Below are 16443 nucleotides of genomic sequence, written 5' to 3'. Positions count from 1 at the left end.
GCTACGAGCGCGGGCGCGTCCGCACCGGTCCGATTCCCGCGCAGGAGTGTGCGCCGTTCCGCGGTGTCGTGCCGCCCGGTGAGTGCTCATGTGCGCTTGGCGGTGCACGACGGCGGCTAATCTGGAGTGACTTGCGCCCCGATGACCGTGGCGTGCGGGCGCGTCCGCCCCACCTGAAATCGCTCACTCTCGTCGAAGGGTCCCTTCCGTGTCGAAGCCGGTCGTACTGATCGCCGAAGAACTCTCGCCCGCGACCGTCGAGGCCCTGGGGTCCGACTTCGATGTCCGCTCGGTCGACGGCACTGATCGCGCCGCACTCCTGGAGGCTCTCGCCGACGCCGACGCCGTGCTCATCCGCTCGGCGACGAAGGTCGATGCCGAAGCCGTCTCCCATGCACCGAAGCTGAAGGTCGTGGCGCGAGCCGGGGTCGGCCTCGACAACGTTGACCTGAAGGCGGCCACGGAAGCGGGCGTGATGGTGGTCAACGCGCCCACGTCGAACATCATCTCGGCGGCCGAGCTGACGATCGGGCACATCCTCTCCCTCGCTCGGTATATCCCTGCGGGCAACGCGTCGCTGACCGCCGGGGAGTGGAAGCGATCGAAGTACACCGGCACCGAGCTGTACGAGAAGACCATCGGCATCATCGGCCTCGGGCGCATCGGGGCTCTGATCACGGCTCGTCTGCAGGCGTTCGGTACGTCGGTCATCGCATACGACCCCTATGTCACCTCGGCACGGGCGCAGCAGCTCGGCGTGCAGCTGGTGAGCCTCGACGAGTTGCTGCAGCGCGCGGACTTCATCACCATCCACATGCCGAAGACGCCGGAGACCACTGGCATGATCGGCGACGACCAGCTCGCGCTCATGAAGAAGAGCGCCTTCATCGTCAACGTCGCACGCGGCGGACTCATCGATGAAGATGCCCTCTACCGCGCACTGACCAGCGGCACCATCGCCGGCGCGGGCCTCGACGTGTTCAGCACGGAGCCGCCGCTTGAATCGCCCCTGCTGAAGCTCGACAACGTCGTCGTCACGCCGCACCTCGGCGCATCGACGGCCGAGGCGCAGGAGAAGGCCGGCGTCTCGGTGGCGCGATCGGTGCGCCTTGCGCTCTCCGGCGAGCTCGTGCCCGACGCGGTGAACGTGGCGGGCGGGGTGATCGATCCTTACGTGCGCCCGGGCATCCCGCTGCTCGAGAAGCTCGGGCAGGTGTTCAGCGGCCTGGCGAAGAACAGCCCCATCACGAGTGTCGACGTGGAGATCCGTGGTGAGCTCGTCGACTACGACGTGAGCGTGCTCAAGCTCGCCGCGCTGAAGGGCATCTTCACGAACATCGTGAGCGAGAACGTCTCGTATGTGAACGCGCCTCTCCTGGCCGAGCAGCGCGGCATCGAGGTTCGCCTGCTGACGGATGCCGCAAGCGAGGACTACCGCAATGTGCTGACCCTGCGCGGCGCGCTCGCCGACGGGTCGCAGGTCTCAGTATCGGGAACGCTCACCGGACCGAAGCAGATCGAGAAGATCGTCGGCATCGACGGCTACGACGTCGAGGTGCCGCTCGCCGAGCACCTCATCGTCATGGTGTACGACGACCGCCCCGGCATCGTCGCAGTGTACGGTCGTGAATTCGGCGATGCGGGCATCAACATCGCCGGCATGCAGATCGCGCGCACGACGGCAGGCGGCAAGGCGCTCAGCGTGCTGACGGTCGACTCGCCGGTTCCCGACGGCATCCTCGAGACCGTTCGGGCCGCGATCGATGCCGACGTGATGCAGGCGATCGACATCACCGAATCGTAGGCCGGCACATGTCGCACGAGCGCCGGTTCGCAGGTCGATGTGTTCGGTTCCGAGGCGCTCCGCGGCAACCCGGTCGCGGTCGTCGTGGATGCCGACGACCTGTCCGAGGAGACGATGGCGGCGTTCGCCCGCTGGACGAACCTCTCGGAGACGACCTTTCTGTTGGCGCCGACCGATCCGGCCGCCGACTACCGGCTGCGCATCTTCACACCGGGCGGTGAGCTGCCGTTCGCGGGGCATCCCACACTCGGCAGCGCGCACGCGTGGTTGCAGGCAGGCGGCGTGCCGGCGAGAACCGGCACGGTCGTGCAGCAGTGCGGCGTCGGACTCGTGGAGCTGAGTCGGGTCGGAAGCACACTCTCGTTCGCGGCGCCGCCCCTTGCTCGCGATGGCGAGGTCGATGCAGACACGGTGCGCCAGGTGGTGGCGGCCCTCGGAATCGCGGCCGATGACGTCGTGTCGAGCCAGTGGGTCGACAACGGACCAGGATGGCTCGCCGTGCTCTTGCGCACGCCGGAGCAGGTGCTCGCGTTGAAGCCGGACTTCGCCGTCAGGGGTGAGCTGAAGGTGGGAGTCGTCGCGCCCTACCCGGATGGCTCGGACATCCGCTTCGAAGTGCGGGCATTCGTGCCCGGGCTCGGGGTGCCAGAAGACCCGGTGACGGGGAGTCTGAACGCCGGACTCGCGATGTGGCTCATCGAATCAGGTCGTGCGCCCGAGAACTACGTCGCATCGCAGGGAACGGTGCTCGGCCGATCGGGCCGTGTGCACGTGCGCCATTCGGATGGCAGATACTGGATCGGCGGTCGCACCCGAACGGTGCTCGAGGGCGTCGTGTGGCTCTGACCGGGCTCGCGTCCCACTCAGCCCTGGTCGTCGCGCCGCGTCGTGTCGATCTGCTGACCTGAGCGCGGATCGACAGTGGTGCTCCGTGTGACCTTCGACGTGCGCTTGCGCGTGAGCAGCACGATTCCAAGGATCGAGACGACCACTCCGGCGATGAGCAGGATCCACCCGACCAGATGCAGGTCGATCCAGCTGACGTTGACGTTGATCGCGAAGGCCAGGATGGCGCCCACCACGATCAGAAAGATGCCGCCTCCGAGACTCACGAAAGGCCCCCTTCGTCGGTTTCGGCCAGCCTACGTGCGACAAGCACGAGCAAGCTAGCCCCTTGCCATGCGGGCGACGAACGCGACCACCTCGTCGAGCTCCTGCTGATCGATTGCCTCGTCTCCTTGACGAAGCACCGAGTTGAAGTACAGGCCGTCGCTCACCAGCGAGATGACGCGCGCACGTACAGGATCTCCGACCGCCTCCGCGACCACGTCGAACCAGGCATCCTGCATCTGGCGCAGCGCAGCGCGAACCTCTTCGTTCGCGCCCTGTGCGAGGGCGAGGCACGCCATGATCGTGCGCTCCAGCGGCGAGTCCGAGGCGACGGAGGTGCGCAGCAGGTACTCGATCGCACCTTCTGGAGCGGTGCGGATGCTCTGCACGTCGTCGGCCACGAGTGCGGACAGACGTTCGAGGAGACCTTGGACCAAGGCATCCTTCGAGGCGAAGTGGTACAGCAGCCCGCCCTTCGAGACGCCCGCCTTGGCCGCCACGGCATCGAGAGTCGCGATCCGCTCACCGTCTTCGGTGAGCAGCTCTTCGAAAGCATCGAGTATGCGCTCACGCGAGCTCTCCCGCCTGCTCATGGATCCTCCCTCACGTTTCCATTGTCGGATGCCCAGCGAACGCCCGGCCATCTCCGTTAGTGTACCGGCTGGACGGTATAGTCTACTGGAGGGAGTGCCGCAAGATGTCCGACACCGAGCTGATCGAAGTTCGTCAGGTGCCCGCTCGCGCCGGGGCGCGCCAGTGGGTGGCGCTCGCCGTGCTCATGCTGCCTGTGCTGCTCGTCTCGGTCGACAACACGGTGCTCAACTTCGCACTCCCCGCCATCTCGACGGCGCTGGAACCGAGCGGTGTCGCGCTGCTGTGGATCATCGACATCTATCCGCTGGTACTCGCCGGCCTGCTGGTGGCCATGGGGTCGCTCGCCGACCGCATCGGCCGCCGCAAGCTACTGCTCATAGGCTCGATCGGCTTCGTCCTCGTGTCGATGCTGGCGGCGTTCGCTCCGACCGCCGCGATGCTGATCGCGGCACGTGCCCTGCTCGGCTTCTTCGGCGCCATGCTCATGCCGTCGACGCTGTCGCTGCTGCGCTCGGTGTTCACCGACCGTGACCAGCGCAGACTCGCCATCGCGATCTGGTCGGCGGGTTTCGCTGCCGGGTCCGCGCTCGGCCCCATTCTCGGTGGCCTGCTGCTCGCACACTTCTGGTGGGGTTCCGTCTTTCTCATTGCCGTGCCCGTGCTCGTTCCGCTGCTGGTGCTGCTGCCGATCCTCGTGCCGGAGTCCCGGGACCCGAACCCCGGCCCGGTGGATGTTCCGAGTATCGTTCTGGGGCTCGGTGCGATGGCTCCGCTCGTCTTCGGCATCAAGTCGCTCGCCACCGAGGGCATCGGTGTGCTGGGTGTCTTGGCTGTTCTGGTCGGACTCGCATGCGGTTGGCTCTTCGTACGCAGGCAACTTCGGCGCTCGAATCCGATGCTCGACATGCGGCTGTTCTCACGCCCGGCGTTCAGCGGTGCCGTGCTCGTGAACCTGCTCAGCGTGATCGCGCTGGTCGGCGGGCTGTTCTTCGTCTCTCAGCACCTCCAGCTCGTGCTCGGACAGGACCCTGTGCAGGCCGGCCTCACGCTCGTGCCGGGTCTGATCGTCATGATCGTGGCGGGACTGGTGGTGGTACCGATCGCGCGCCGGGTGCGGCCGAGCATCGTCATTCCGGCGGCGCTGGCCTTCTCGGTCTTCGGGTACGGCTTCGTCGCCGTGATGGCCCACCACCTCACGGTGCCGGCGTTCGTCGTCGCGTTCATCGCACTCGGCATCGGCATCGGCGCGGCGGAGACGGTGTCGAACGAGCTCATCATCGCGACGGCGCCGGCCGAGAAAGCAGGTGCAGCCTCAGCAGTGTCCGAGACGGCGTACGAACTCGGCGCCGTGCTCGGAACGGCCATCCTCGGCACCATCATCACGGTCTTCTACCGGGCATCCGTCGTGCTGCCCGATGGCCTCACCGCACATCAGGCTGATGCCGCCAGTCAGACGATCGGCGGGGCCGCGGCAGTTGCAGGGCAACTGCCGGCCGACCAGGGAGCCGCGCTGATGGCATCTGCCGGAGCCGCCTTCGACAGCGGCGTGACGGTCACCGCCGCGATCGGTGCGCTGCTGGTGCTCGCCGCTGCGGTGCTGGCCGCCATCACGCTCCGCCACGAACGAGTGGGCCGATAGGCTGGTATCCCACGGTGGCGTCCCGCCCGCACGGAACGCGCATCGGCCGACCAGCAGGGGTGCACAACGCCCACGACTTCGCAAGGAGCGCCATGTCATCCGTCATCAGGCTCGCCGTCATTCCCGGGGACGGCATCGGTCCCGAGGTGGTCGCCGAGGCGGTCAAGGCGCTTGACGCCGTGGTGGATCGGGCGGATGTCGTCTTCGAGAAGACCTATTTCGAGCTGGGCGCTGCCCGCTACCTCGCGACCGGCGATGTACTGACGGATGACGACCTCGAGGCGATCTCCGAACACGACGCCATTCTGCTCGGTGCTGTCGGAGGCAGGCCCGGCGACCAGAGGCTGGTCGGGGCGAACATCGAGCGGGGACTGCTGCTGAAGCTGCGGTTCGCACTCGACCAGTACGTCAACCTGCGGCCGGCGGCAATCCTTCCCGGTGTCACGAGCCCGCTGAGCACACCCGGTGACGTCGACTTCGTCGTCGTTCGCGAGGGCACGGAGGGGCCGTACGTCGGCAACGGCGGCGCCATCCGGGTCGGCACGCCGAACGAGATCGCCAACGAGGTGTCGGTGAACACCGCGTTCGGCGTCGAACGTGTCGTGCGTTACGCGTTCGAGCAGGCCGAGAAGCGGCGCAAGCGGCTCACGCTCGTGCACAAGACCAACGTGCTGGTGCATGCCGGCGGCCTGTGGAAGCGCGTCGTCGACGAGGTGGCGGCCGAGCATCCGGATGTCGCGGTCGACTACCTGCACGTCGACGCAGCGACGATCTTCCTCGTCACCGATCCTGCTAGATTCGATGTCATCGTCACGGACAACCTCTTCGGCGACATCCTGACCGATCTCGCGGCCGCGATCAGCGGCGGCATCGGTCTCGCGGCATCCGGCAACATCAACCCGGACGGCGTGTTTCCGAGCATGTTCGAGCCGGTGCACGGCTCAGCACCCGACATCGCCGGAGAGGGCAAGGCAGACCCCACAGCAGCCATCCTCTCTGTCGCTCTTTTGCTCGACCACCTCGGGTACGAGGATGCCGCAGGCCGTGTTCGCGCGGCCGTGGCAGCCGACCTCGCCGGGCGGTCGACACAGCGGAGCACGTCGGAGATCGGCGACGCGATCGCCGCTGCGCTGGCGGGCTGAACGCCCTGGGCACGTCCCTCAATGCGCTCGGGCTGCTGACGTAATCTGTTCTCGACGCGCGGCGTAATGCTCGACGCGTCGACCGACCTCGAAGGGGATCACTGATGACCATTCCGCTCACCGACATCACGAACCTGCCGGCATCCAACGGCGGCTTGCTGTGGCAGGTCACGCGGAACCCGGCCCCGATCGCCGACGTCGAGCGGGAGGCGATTCTGGGCGACCCGGGCTTCGGGCAGCACTTCACCGACCACATGGTCGATATCTGCTGGTCCGAGAAGGGCGGATGGCACCGCCCGCGGGTGAGCCCGTACGGTGCGATCCAGCTCGATCCGGCCGCGGCCGTGCTGCATTACGCGCAAGAGGTCTTCGAGGGGCTCAAGGCGTACCGCCATGCCGATGGTTCGATCCACACCTTCCGTTCGGACCAGAATGCCGCGCGGATGCAGCGTTCGGCCAGGCGCCTGGCTCTGCCGGAATTGCCGACCGAGTACTTCCTCGAATCGATCAGCCGGCTCATCGCCCTCGACGGTTCATGGGTGCCCGGTGCGGCCGAGACCAGCCTCTACCTGCGGCCGTTCATGTTCGCCAAGGAGGCGTTCCTCGGTGTACGCGCCGCGCGCAAGGTGGCTTACTACCTCATCGCGAGCCCCGCGGGTGCGTACTTCGCCCATGGAGTGCAGCCGGTGAGCATCGCCCTTGCGCAGAACTACTCTCGCGCAGGCAAGGGTGGCACGGGCGCGGCGAAGACGGGCGGCAATTACGCGTCGAGCCTTCTCCCGCAGGCGAAGGCGTACGCGAAGGGCTGCGAGCAGGTGCTCTACCTCGACGGTGAGTACCTCGAAGAGCTCGGCGGCATGAACATAGTTCTCGTTCGCCGCGACGGCTCGCTGGTGACTCCGGAGTCCGATTCGATCCTCGAAGGGATCACGCTGAAGTCGATCCTGCAACTGGCCGAGGATCGTGGTCTGGCCATCGAACAGCGGCCGGTGACGATCACCGAGTGGCGCGCCGGTGCTGCGTCCGGGGAGATCGTCGGAGCGTTCGCATGCGGCACCGCTGCGGTGCTCGTTCCGATCGGGCGGCTCGCCGCGGATGACTTCGAGATCGTCCACGATGGCGCCGAGTCGTCCGAGCTGTCGATGTCGCTGCGGCAGGAGCTGACCGACATCCAGTATGGGCGTATCGAGGACCGGCACGGCTGGCTCACCCGGGTGAACGGCTGAGACCCGGCGTGAAGATCGCACGCTTCAACCACGCGGGCACACTCTCGTTCGGCATCCTCGACGAGGAAGAGCGGGAGTGGGTCGTGCTCACCGGCGACCCGATGTACACCGGCTACGACACGACGGGGGAGCGGGTGAAGCTGGCGGATGCCACACTGCTGGCGCCCGTGCTCCCGCGCTCGAAGGTCGTGGCGATCGGACGCAACTACCGTGAGCACGCGGAGGAGATGGGGTCAGAGGCGCCGGCCGAGCCGCTCATGTTCCTCAAGCCGAACACGGCGGTGATCGGCCCGGACGACGCGATCGTGCTGCCGCCGCAGTCCGAACGCGTCGAGCACGAGGGCGAACTCGTCGTGGTGGTCGGCAGGATCGCGAAGGATGTCTCGGCGCAGAACGCGCTCGACTACGTCTTCGGTTACACGGTCGGCAACGATGTCACGGCACGCGACCTGCAACGCAAAGACGGCCAGTGGGCGCGCGGCAAGGGGTTCGACACGTTCTGCCCGCTCGGGCCCGTGATCGAGACGGAGTTCGACGCGGCATCGGCCACGATCGAGACGCGGGTGAACGATGAGGTGCGGCAGTCCGGCCGCATCGCCGACCTGATGCACGGCATTCCGGAGCTCGTCGCCTATGCGTCGAGCGTGTGGACACTGCTGCCCGGCGACGTGATCATGACTGGCACCCCGGCAGGCGTCGGCCCACTGACGGCGGGCGACCGTGTCGACGTCACGGTGAGCGGCATCGGTACGCTCTCGAACCCGGTGCGCGCGAAGGGCTGAGCACCATCCTGAGCGGCGTCGTCGCGTGGGTTCGGCCTTCCGCGGGTTCAGCTGTCCCGTGGGCCGGGCTGTCTTATGGACTCGGCAGTCCCGTCGGGTCGGCTGCCCCCCGTGGGCCGGGCTGTCCTCCGTGGGTTGAGCTCTCCCGTGTGTTGAGCTCTTCCGTGGGTTGAGCTCTCCTGTGGGTTCACTTCTCCCGTGGGTTGAGTTCTCCCGTGGGTTCACTTCTCCCGTGGGTTGAGTTCTCCCGTGGGTTGAGCTTGTCGAAACCCCTAGACTGCCGCCATGACCGAAGGCTGGGGCGAGTTCTTCGTCGCAATAGCTGGAGCGTCCGCCGCGCTGGCCGGCCTCATCATCGTGGCGATCAGCGTCACGATCAAGGAGATCCTGGCGTCGCCTTCGCTGCCGTCGCGGGCAGCGACGACGGTGAGCTCGATGGTGCTGATCCTCGTCATCGCGGTGCTTGCGCTCATCCCGCACCAGCCCGATACCGTTCTCGGCATCGAGATCCTGGTTGCCAGTCTCATCGGTCTCGCTCCGCCACTGGTGATGGTTCGGCGGATGGCCGTCGATTCGTCGTATCACCGCTCCGGGTCGTCGATCGCCTTCATCGGCGCTCTCTGCATCGTGCCGGTGGGGCTGGCGGTGCTCGGAGGCGCCTTCATGATCGCGGAAAGCACCCTGGCTGTGGCGTTGCTCGCTGCGGCGATCGTGGCAGTGCTCGTGAGCTCGATGCTCAACGCGTGGGTGCTTCTCGTCGAGATCCAGCGCTGACTCCGGCCAAGGCCGTGTCGGGCTCGCGGTGGGTTCGGCGCAGCGCGCGGAGGGCCATGTCGACATCGATCTCGTCGTTCCACACGTGGAACGCAACGCGCGCCCGACCGGCCCGGCCCGACGCCACGATGCCCGCCTCGGTGAGCGCGCGCAGATCGTCGCCGTCCGCGTCCTTCCAGGTGACGATGGCGCTGCCGCGACCCGGCAGTCCGAGACCCTCGGCGAAGGCATCCGCGAGTTCGACGTCGTGGTCACGGATTGCGCGGATGTCCGCACCGGCATACAACTCGAGGGCGGGCGCCGCGCCCGCCATGGCCTGCCAAGCCGGTGATACGTCGAACCGCCGGGCCGAGGCGGCCAGGGGAGCGGAGGGCCCGTAGCAGGAGGTCCACGGGTTCTCACCCGCGTACCACCCGGCATGCAACGGGACCAGCTCGTCTGCGAATTGAGGCGTCACTGTGAAGAAGCAGACGCCGCGCGGCGAGCACAGCCACTTGTAGGCGTGGCAGATCGTGGCATCTGCGGTCTCCGGTGCAAGCGGAAGCCAGCCGGCGGCCTGCGTAGTGTCGCACAGCACACGCGCGCCGACGCGAGAGGCGGCGGAGCGGATGCTTGTGGCATCCGCGATCTCGCCCGTCGCGGACTGCACGAGGGAGTAGACGACCAGCCAGGTGTGGTCGGAAACGGCATCGGCCAGAGCGGAGAGGGGAACGTGACGTACCCGCACGCCCCTGCGCTCATGCTGCAGGAACGGGAACACGACAGAGCTGAAGTCGCCGTCGACGCAGAGCACCTCGGCGTCGTCGGGAACGGATGCCGCGATCATCCCGGCGAAGACCGAGCTCTGCGAGCCGATGGCCACGCGTTCGACATCGATGCCGGCCAGACGTGCGAAAGCGGCTCGTGAGCGCACCACCGACTCGTCATAGTGGGCTGGGCTCGCGGCGCCGGCGCGCCAGAGGTCGAGGTCGCGGCGGAGCGCGTTCATCGAACCGCCCGTTGGCAGGCCTCCGGTGCACGCGGCCAGGTATCCGGCGCCTGCACCATCGAACTCGGAGCGGAAGTGTTCAAGCATGCTTCGAGCCTGAGCGATGCGAAGTCATTGCACAATCGCAGGTGTTCAATCACATCCATAACGTGCGCTTATGCTATGTTCATGACCCTGCAGCCGGACCCGACGGACCTGGAGCTCGATGCCCACACGCTGCGCATCATCCGCGCCATCGTCGAGCACGGCTCGATCACCGCTGCAGCCGGGGCACTCGGCTACAGTCAGCCCGCGTTGAGTCAGCACCTGCGGCGCACGGAGGCGCGTATCGGCATGCCGCTCGTCGCGCGTTCCGGGCGAGGTGTGCGGCTGACGGAGGCGGGACGGGTGCTCGCGCGGCATGCTCGCACGATCACGACGGCGCTGGACGCCGCAGCCGGGGAGCTCGCCGAGCTGTCGGGGTTGCGCGCCGGACGGGTGAGACTCGCGGCCTTTCCCACCGCGTCGTCCACGCTCGTGCCGCAGGTGCTGCGCAGGCTGCAGGGGACGCATCCGGGCATCGGGGTCGGCTATCTGGAGGCCGAGCCGCCCGAGGCCGTCGAGGCCGTGCGCGCCCAGCGCGCCGACCTGGCGATCACGTTCGCCTACCCTGGCGACCGCGTCGACCCTCATGCGGAGGGTGCCAAGGGGTTGGCCGTCGTGCCGCTGTGGCGCGACGAGATGCTGGTCGCGGTTCCATCGGGGCATCCGGCTGCCGGTTCCGCCGCCGTCGACCTCGCACAGCTCGGCGACGAGAGTTGGATCGCCGGATGCCCTCGGTGCCGCGGACACCTGCTGCAGCTGGCCGAGACATCCGGGTTCCGCCCCGCGATCGCGTACGAGACAGACAACTTCACGGCCGTGCTCGGCATGGTGTCTGCCGGACTCGGGGTGGCGCTCATCCCGTCGCTCGCACTTGCCGTCTCGACGCTCCCGGCGGGCGTCACGATCAGGCCGACGGCGAATCACGACCATCGCACCATCCAGCTGGTCGGAGCGCAGGGGAGCGACCAGGTGCCGGCGATCGCGGCGACCGTGTCGGCCATCCTCGAGCTGGATGCCGAGGCCTGGTCGCTCGCCCCTGCCGGCTGAGCGCATGTGGATCGTCCCGAGCCGGTTGAGCGTGCGGCGGCGGGTCGGCATGCCGAAACGGATGCCGCCGCGACGAGTCGGACGCACCGTCGCCCGTAGACTTGAGGGCGATGTCCGAGACCTCCTTGCCGGCCGCGTATCCGTTCAGCACAGCCACTGGAACCGACGTGCGCGTGCGCTTCTGTCCGTCGCCCACGGGCACTCCGCACGTCGGCCTCATCCGTACCGCGCTCTTCAACTGGGCGTATGCGAGGCACACCGGTGGCAAGCTCATCTTCCGCATCGAGGACACGGATGCCGCGCGTGACTCCGAGGAGAGCTACGAGCAGCTTCTCGACGCGCTCACCTGGTTGAAGATCGACTGGGACGAGGGCGTCGTGACGGGTGGTCCCGATGGCCCGTACCGTCAGTCGCAGCGCAGCGAGATCTACGCAGCAGTGCTGGACCGACTGATCGATTCCGGTCATGTCTACGAGAGCTACTCGACGCCGGAGGAGATCGAGGCCCGCAACGTCGACGCCGGGCGTCCGAAGCAGCACGGGTACGACAACGGCGATCGCGAGCACACGCCGGAGCAGCTCGAGGTGTTCCGCGCGGAAGGCCGCCAGCCGGCTTTGCGCCTTCGCGTGCCCGACACCGAGCTCGGATTCGACGACCTCGTGCGCGGACCGATCACGTTCCCGGGTGGATCGTTCAGCGATTTCGTCGTCGTGCGTCCGAACGGCCGACCGCTCTACACATTCGTGAACCCGGTCGACGATGCGCTGATGCGCGTCACGCACGTACTGCGTGGCGAGGATCTGCTGCCATCGACCGCCCGTCAGATCGCGCTGTATCGAGCGCTCATCGACATCGGCGTGGCCGACTTCATCCCACAGTTCGGTCACCTTCCATCGGTGCTCGGTGACGGAAACAAGAAGCTGTCGAAGCGCGACCCGGAGTCGAACCTGTTCCATCATCGAGAGCGCGGATTCATTCCAGAGGGCCTCGACAACTACCTCGCGCTACTCGGATGGGGCTACTCGCACGACCGCGACGTCTTCACCCTCGACGAGATGGTCGAGAGGTTCGACGTCGCCGACGTGAATCCCAACCCCGCGCGGTTCGACCTGAAGAAGGCGGAGGCGATCAACGCGGACCACATCCGCATGCTCGGGGCCGCCGACTTCGCGCAGCGCACGATTCCCTACCTTGTCGAATCCGGCGTGCTTTCTGAGCCGCTCACCGACGAGCAGCTCGCGGTCCTGGATGCCGCGGCCCCACTCGTGCAGGAGCGGGTGCAGTTGCTCGGGGAGACCCCCGGCATGCTCGGATTCCTGTTCTCGGATGCGGCTGCGCTGCCCTACGAGGACGACGCGCTCGCCGGCTTGCCTGACAACACGGTCGAGGTGCTGCGCGAGTCGATTCCGGCGCTGGAGCGGCTCGCCGAGCACCTGTGGACGCACGACGGCATCGAGGTGACGCTGCGTGTGGCGCTGATCGAGGTGCTGGGCCTGAAGCCGCGGGTGGCGTTCGGACCGCTGCGCGTCGCCATGAGCGGTCGCCGCGTGTCTCCGCCGCTGTTCGAGTCCATGGAGATCCTCGGCAAGACGGAGACGCTCGCGCGGCTGGAGCGGCTACTCGCGCTTCGAAGCGTGTAACGGCTCCGTTCGCTACGCCGCTACTCTCGCCGCCGGCGGACGAAGCGGTATGCCTCGTCGGCGAGCTCAGCCCAGTCGACGCGGGAGGCGGGATCCAGCGCGAGCCACTCCTTCATCGGCGAGCCCTTGTTCGCGTCGAACCGGATGCCATCGCCCGCGTCGACGAGTTCCCCAACTCGTCCAGCGGGCAGCTTGACGACCAGGCGTCCGCGCACGAGCATCGCGAAGATGCTCCCGTCGACGCGCAGCGAACCGTGGCCGAAGCCGGAGGTCGCGCCGGGAGGCACGACGCCGTCGCGTCCGATGAACTCGGTGACCAGCTCGTCGAAGCGATCGTTCACGTCGTCGGACCCAGCGGCATCCTCCTGCGTCATGCGCTCACGGTAGACCCGCCAGGTCAGCGCCTCAACAGTGGTGGGCCTGCGATCGATCGTCGTTTTGGCCGCCGTGGCTCGCGTCCGGTAAAGTGGTCCCTCGTGCCGCCCAGGCGGTACGAGTTGGGATTGAATCCCGACTGGCGGTTTACCCCTAGAGGTAGACCGGTGGGGTATGGTGTAATTGGCAACACGGCTGATTCTGGTTCAGTTGTTCTTGGTTCGAGTCCAGGTACCCCAGCAGTGAAGAAATCCCCGGTCAGATATGGGTTTCGTTGTTTCTCATGTTTCCGCCAACGGACAACTGAGTGGGGCTGTGGGAGATATGTGGGAGATCGGTCCGGAGACTGACCTCAAGATACGCTCGCGGAATGGCTGACTTGAGCGATACGCCCACGGCCCAACGGTGGCTTCCTAGCACAACCGTGGATGAGCGAGAGCAATACGCGGTAGCGCAGCTGCCGGCCATGCGGACTCGAACGATTGAAGTGGTCCGGGGGGCATTCGACCTCCCTGAGCCAACCATCGGAAGCCAGCTGTACGGTGACGACCAATGCACCCCGTATGACCACAAGTCATTTCAGGTTGGGTTCCTTATTGGTAGCTCTGCCGATCACCTTCGAGCCCTGGAGGTGATCCTCGCCTCGAAGGACGGCCTGCCGCCCTTCGCTTGGTACGTCCTTGTACGGAGTGCGATCGAGACGTCCAGCCTCGCGATATGGCTCATGAATGGTGGCGTGCGGGCCAAGCGCGTCTTTCGCTCCCTGCAGCTCACTTGGAATGATCGCCAGAACGTGGACACGTTCACAAAGCGGATGGGCTTTCACACCCCTGAGACAACCGACGCACTTTGGAAGCGACTTTCGCAGATCAAGGATTCGGTCAAGGGCGGCACTCAGTACAGACTTGACCGAGCGTTTCCGAGCATCACAGATATCGTCATTGAGGCCGACAGGGTGGTGAAGCTGCGTGACGGCTTTGCGGGCATAGATGCATGGCGAGCGTGCAGCGGATTCGCGCACGGCAATCGCTCGTTCGCACTCGCAACTTTGGATCATCAGCGCACGGGGCGCACTAGGACACCAACTTCAGCCGAGTACGAATTGACGAGCAATTTCGCGATGCTCTACGCCTTGTTGCGGGTCGCCGTGACGTTCCTGGAACGCGCGATCGATGAGCAGGGCAAGCAGGCTGCCTCCGCGTCCCGCACGGCGAGTCGGTAGCCCCTTGCCCACCCGTCACCCGACAGTCGTTTCCCGAGATCGAACGCCAGGGTCAGTCAGGTAGACCCACTGATCAGGGCCGAGCGTCATCGGCGTGTCGTTCGTGCCGTGGGAACACGTGAGCGGGCTGGAGTTGCCGCGGTGAAGCAACGACGGGCTGTCGGCCGGGTGCGGCTACTGTCAGGTCTGCCGCACCCGGCCTCATCGGTGATCGATCGTTGGTCTACTGTCTCACTCCGACCCGCGGGCGGTTGGGTCCATGACACCAGCTCAGCCGCGAGACGTTCAATCTCATCCGACACGTGCAGATCGACCTTCGTCGGGGCCGGCATCCTGTTAGCGCTGTGCAGCGGTGACTCAGATGCGACCGAGCAGTTCTGCCTTCTTGGTCTCGAATTCGTCTCCTGTGACGATGCCTGCATCTCGAAGCTCGCCGAGCTTGCGAAGTGTTTCGAATACGTCGTCAGTAGATGCGATCGTCGCCTCGGGCTGAGCGTTCGATGGGCCGAGGTTGTGGGACACAAGTTCCCGAACTTTCGCAGCGAACGCGTTGAACTTGTCGGCGTCCTGCTTCTGGAACACGATCCCGTTGGGCTGCTCAGCGATGTTCACCTTGGAACCGACACTGTTCCGCTGACCTGGTGCTAAGAGGCCGGCGGCAATGACGGCGAACTCGCCCTGAGTGAAGCCGGTTCTGACTTCGATCCCGGAGACCGTTCGATAGTCGAACGTGGTCGCCTTGCCGCCGAAGCTCTGTCCGGACATCATGCCCGTCTTGACCACGATGAGCTTGTGTGCAGTCGCGATTGCTGCTTGCCCGAAGTTGCCGATCACTTGTCCGAGCACTTGTTCTCCTTCGAGCAAGTGACTCGTCAGCAGCGCGGACTCTTTCTTGCCGAGCGGCTGCATGACTGGCCAGCCATCGATTGTCTCGGTCGTGATCTTCGCCATGGCGAGGGCCTTTCGTTCGTTGAGCACTGAAACGCTAGCGGTCAGATTCGCGTAGCCGCGTGCCCCAACAAAGGGGTAGCACGATGGTGCGGGCGTGCGTCATCGAGCCGAGATCGTGGCGACTCTCTTCGGGGGAATGTTCTCAGGGCCGCTCGTCAAGATCTAGGATCACGGCCGTGGGAATGGTGCTCTGGCTTGTGGTGGCGTTCGTGAAGATGTTCGTCCTACTGGCGTGGTTCATGATCGTGATCCTGGTCGCACTCGTGTGGCTCATCACAGCGCTAGTGCAAGCGTGCACGCGTCATCGGGTCTCGCCCTTTCCGGCGCGCGTCAACTGGACGACGAATCAGCTCCTGCGGTGGATGATGTAGGCCGACGGCACACGGCAGCTTCGGAAGCGTGGCGTTCGTGTCGTGGGAACACCTGCGCGGGTGGTTGTCGCCGTGAGTCGATGACGAGTGGCCCGGACACGAGTGGGCCGGGCGCAGCCGCTGTCAGGTCTGCTGCACCCGGCCTCACCGGTGATCGATCGTTGGTCTACTGGCTCACTCCGACGCTCGGGCGGTCGGATCGGTGACCCCTAGTTCGGCGGCGAGACGTTCAATCTCCGCCGTCATCTCGTCGGACACGTGCAGATCGACCTTCGCCGGGGCGTCGAGCCCGAGGAGCTTCCGACGTGACTCTGACACCTGCCGCAACTGCCCGAGAGCCCGTAGCACCGGCCCCCAGTCGTCGACTCCCGTGATAACTCGGCCACGGGATACTTTCGGGTGCGATGCCGATGCAATCGCCGTCAGACGGGCTTGCAGGTCGTCCAGCCGTTGCAGCTCCAGCGCACGCAGCTCGTTCACGGCCTCAACCGGGACCGCGGCGAGCGCGCGACAGACACGCTCGTGCACCGTCGAGACGGCCACGTGCTGCACGACGGCGATCTCGCGGTAGGTCATGCCGGTTACGCGCATCCGGACCGCCTCAGCGGCCTTCTGGGCATCGCTGAGAGCGCGTGCCGTGCTGCGCGTTGTCTTTCCTGTTCGGGTTGTCATGGTGTTCCTCACTTTGTTCGGT

General features: G+C 66.3%; 17 protein-coding genes and 1 tRNA gene. 12 read left to right on the top strand and 6 right to left on the bottom strand.

Going from position 1 to position 16443, the window contains the following annotated elements; translation table 11 throughout:
• Positions 1-208: 208 nt before the first annotated feature.
• On the top strand, positions 209-1804 hold the full coding sequence (serA, locus tag ACYVDK_RS09905; RefSeq protein ID WP_460521191.1) for a Rossmann-fold NAD(P)-binding domain-containing protein: 1596 nt from the start codon (positions 209-211) through the stop codon (positions 1802-1804).
• 39 nt (positions 1805-1843) lie between these two features.
• Positions 1844-2650: a PhzF family phenazine biosynthesis protein gene (locus tag ACYVDK_RS09900; protein ID WP_460521189.1), complete on the top strand. Its 807-nt coding sequence runs from the start codon at positions 1844-1846 to the stop codon at positions 2648-2650.
• A 17-nt stretch (positions 2651-2667) separates the two neighbouring features.
• On the opposite strand, the gene ACYVDK_RS09895 is transcribed toward ACYVDK_RS09900, so the two are convergent.
• Together ACYVDK_RS09895 and ACYVDK_RS09890 are read right to left on the bottom strand one after the other, a co-directional pair.
• Positions 2668-2916 carry a DUF6458 family protein gene (locus ACYVDK_RS09895; RefSeq protein WP_460521187.1) on the bottom strand — a complete coding sequence of 83 codons (249 nt, stop codon included), beginning with the start codon at positions 2914-2916 and terminating at the stop codon, positions 2668-2670.
• 54 nt (positions 2917-2970) lie between these two features.
• Positions 2971-3507, bottom strand: a complete 537-nt coding sequence (locus ACYVDK_RS09890) for a TetR/AcrR family transcriptional regulator (protein WP_460521186.1) — start codon at positions 3505-3507, stop codon at positions 2971-2973.
• 104 nt (positions 3508-3611) lie between these two features.
• Between ACYVDK_RS09890 and ACYVDK_RS09885 the strand changes: the two genes are divergently transcribed.
• The 5 genes from ACYVDK_RS09885 (at position 3612) to ACYVDK_RS09865 (ending at position 9071) form a co-directional block, all read left to right on the top strand.
• Positions 3612-5147 carry an MFS transporter gene (locus ACYVDK_RS09885; RefSeq protein WP_460521184.1) on the top strand — a complete coding sequence of 512 codons (1536 nt, stop codon included), beginning with the start codon at positions 3612-3614 and terminating at the stop codon, positions 5145-5147.
• 92 nt (positions 5148-5239) lie between these two features.
• On the top strand, positions 5240-6289 hold the full coding sequence (locus ACYVDK_RS09880; protein ID WP_460521182.1) for a 3-isopropylmalate dehydrogenase: 1050 nt from the start codon (positions 5240-5242) through the stop codon (positions 6287-6289).
• A gap of 104 nt (positions 6290-6393) precedes the next feature.
• Positions 6394-7515: a branched-chain amino acid transaminase gene (locus tag ACYVDK_RS09875; protein WP_460521180.1), complete on the top strand. Its 1122-nt coding sequence runs from the start codon at positions 6394-6396 to the stop codon at positions 7513-7515.
• A gap of 8 nt (positions 7516-7523) precedes the next feature.
• Complete coding sequence (locus tag ACYVDK_RS09870) at positions 7524-8297, top strand: fumarylacetoacetate hydrolase family protein (RefSeq protein ID WP_460521178.1); 774 nt, start codon at positions 7524-7526, stop codon at positions 8295-8297.
• A 285-nt stretch (positions 8298-8582) separates the two neighbouring features.
• Positions 8583-9071, top strand: a complete 489-nt coding sequence (locus ACYVDK_RS09865; protein WP_460521176.1) for a hypothetical protein — start codon at positions 8583-8585, stop codon at positions 9069-9071.
• On the opposite strand, the gene ACYVDK_RS09860 is transcribed toward ACYVDK_RS09865, so the two are convergent.
• Positions 9034-10146 (bottom strand): aminotransferase class V-fold PLP-dependent enzyme, encoded by a 1113-nt coding sequence (locus ACYVDK_RS09860; protein WP_460521174.1) that lies wholly within the window; start codon positions 10144-10146, stop codon positions 9034-9036. The genes ACYVDK_RS09865 and ACYVDK_RS09860 overlap by 38 nt on opposite strands.
• A gap of 81 nt (positions 10147-10227) precedes the next feature.
• Here ACYVDK_RS09860 and ACYVDK_RS09855 point away from each other — a divergent pair, with 81 nt between their 5' ends.
• Both ACYVDK_RS09855 and gltX read left to right on the top strand, forming a co-directional pair.
• The gene (locus ACYVDK_RS09855) at positions 10228-11190 is read left to right on the top strand and encodes a LysR family transcriptional regulator (protein WP_460521172.1); all 963 of its coding nucleotides are present in this window, start codon (positions 10228-10230) and stop codon (positions 11188-11190) included.
• Between the two features lie 110 nt (positions 11191-11300).
• Positions 11301-12830 carry a glutamate--tRNA ligase gene (gltX, locus tag ACYVDK_RS09850; protein ID WP_460521171.1) on the top strand — a complete coding sequence of 510 codons (1530 nt, stop codon included), beginning with the start codon at positions 11301-11303 and terminating at the stop codon, positions 12828-12830.
• A gap of 20 nt (positions 12831-12850) precedes the next feature.
• Here the strand turns inward: gltX and ACYVDK_RS09845 are convergent, their stop codons facing one another.
• Entirely contained in the window at positions 12851-13204 is a 354-nt protein-coding gene (locus ACYVDK_RS09845; protein WP_460521169.1) for an MmcQ/YjbR family DNA-binding protein, read from the bottom strand.
• 169 nt (positions 13205-13373) lie between these two features.
• Between ACYVDK_RS09845 and ACYVDK_RS09840 the strand changes: the two genes are divergently transcribed.
• Both ACYVDK_RS09840 and ACYVDK_RS09835 read left to right on the top strand, forming a co-directional pair.
• A tRNA-Gln gene (locus tag ACYVDK_RS09840) sits at positions 13374-13445 on the top strand.
• Positions 13446-13575: 130 nt separating this feature from the next.
• Positions 13576-14427, top strand: a complete 852-nt coding sequence (locus ACYVDK_RS09835) for a hypothetical protein (RefSeq protein WP_460521167.1) — start codon at positions 13576-13578, stop codon at positions 14425-14427.
• Positions 14428-14784: 357 nt separating this feature from the next.
• Here ACYVDK_RS09835 and ACYVDK_RS09830 read toward each other — a convergent pair whose 3' ends face one another.
• Positions 14785-15378: an SHOCT domain-containing protein gene (locus ACYVDK_RS09830; protein ID WP_460521165.1), complete on the bottom strand. Its 594-nt coding sequence runs from the start codon at positions 15376-15378 to the stop codon at positions 14785-14787.
• 176 nt (positions 15379-15554) lie between these two features.
• Between ACYVDK_RS09830 and ACYVDK_RS09825 the strand changes: the two genes are divergently transcribed.
• Positions 15555-15749, top strand: a complete 195-nt coding sequence (locus tag ACYVDK_RS09825) for a hypothetical protein (protein WP_460521163.1) — start codon at positions 15555-15557, stop codon at positions 15747-15749.
• Between the two features lie 174 nt (positions 15750-15923).
• On the opposite strand, the gene ACYVDK_RS09820 is transcribed toward ACYVDK_RS09825, so the two are convergent.
• A complete protein-coding gene (locus ACYVDK_RS09820; protein WP_460521161.1) occupies positions 15924-16421 on the bottom strand; it encodes a sigma-70 family RNA polymerase sigma factor in 498 nt (165 codons plus the stop codon).
• Positions 16422-16443 lie beyond the last annotated feature (22 nt).

It is taken from the genome of Humibacter antri (genome assembly GCF_054777235.1).
Note: the sequence above shows the minus strand (reverse complement) of the source record. Positions and strands in the feature narration are given on the sequence as shown.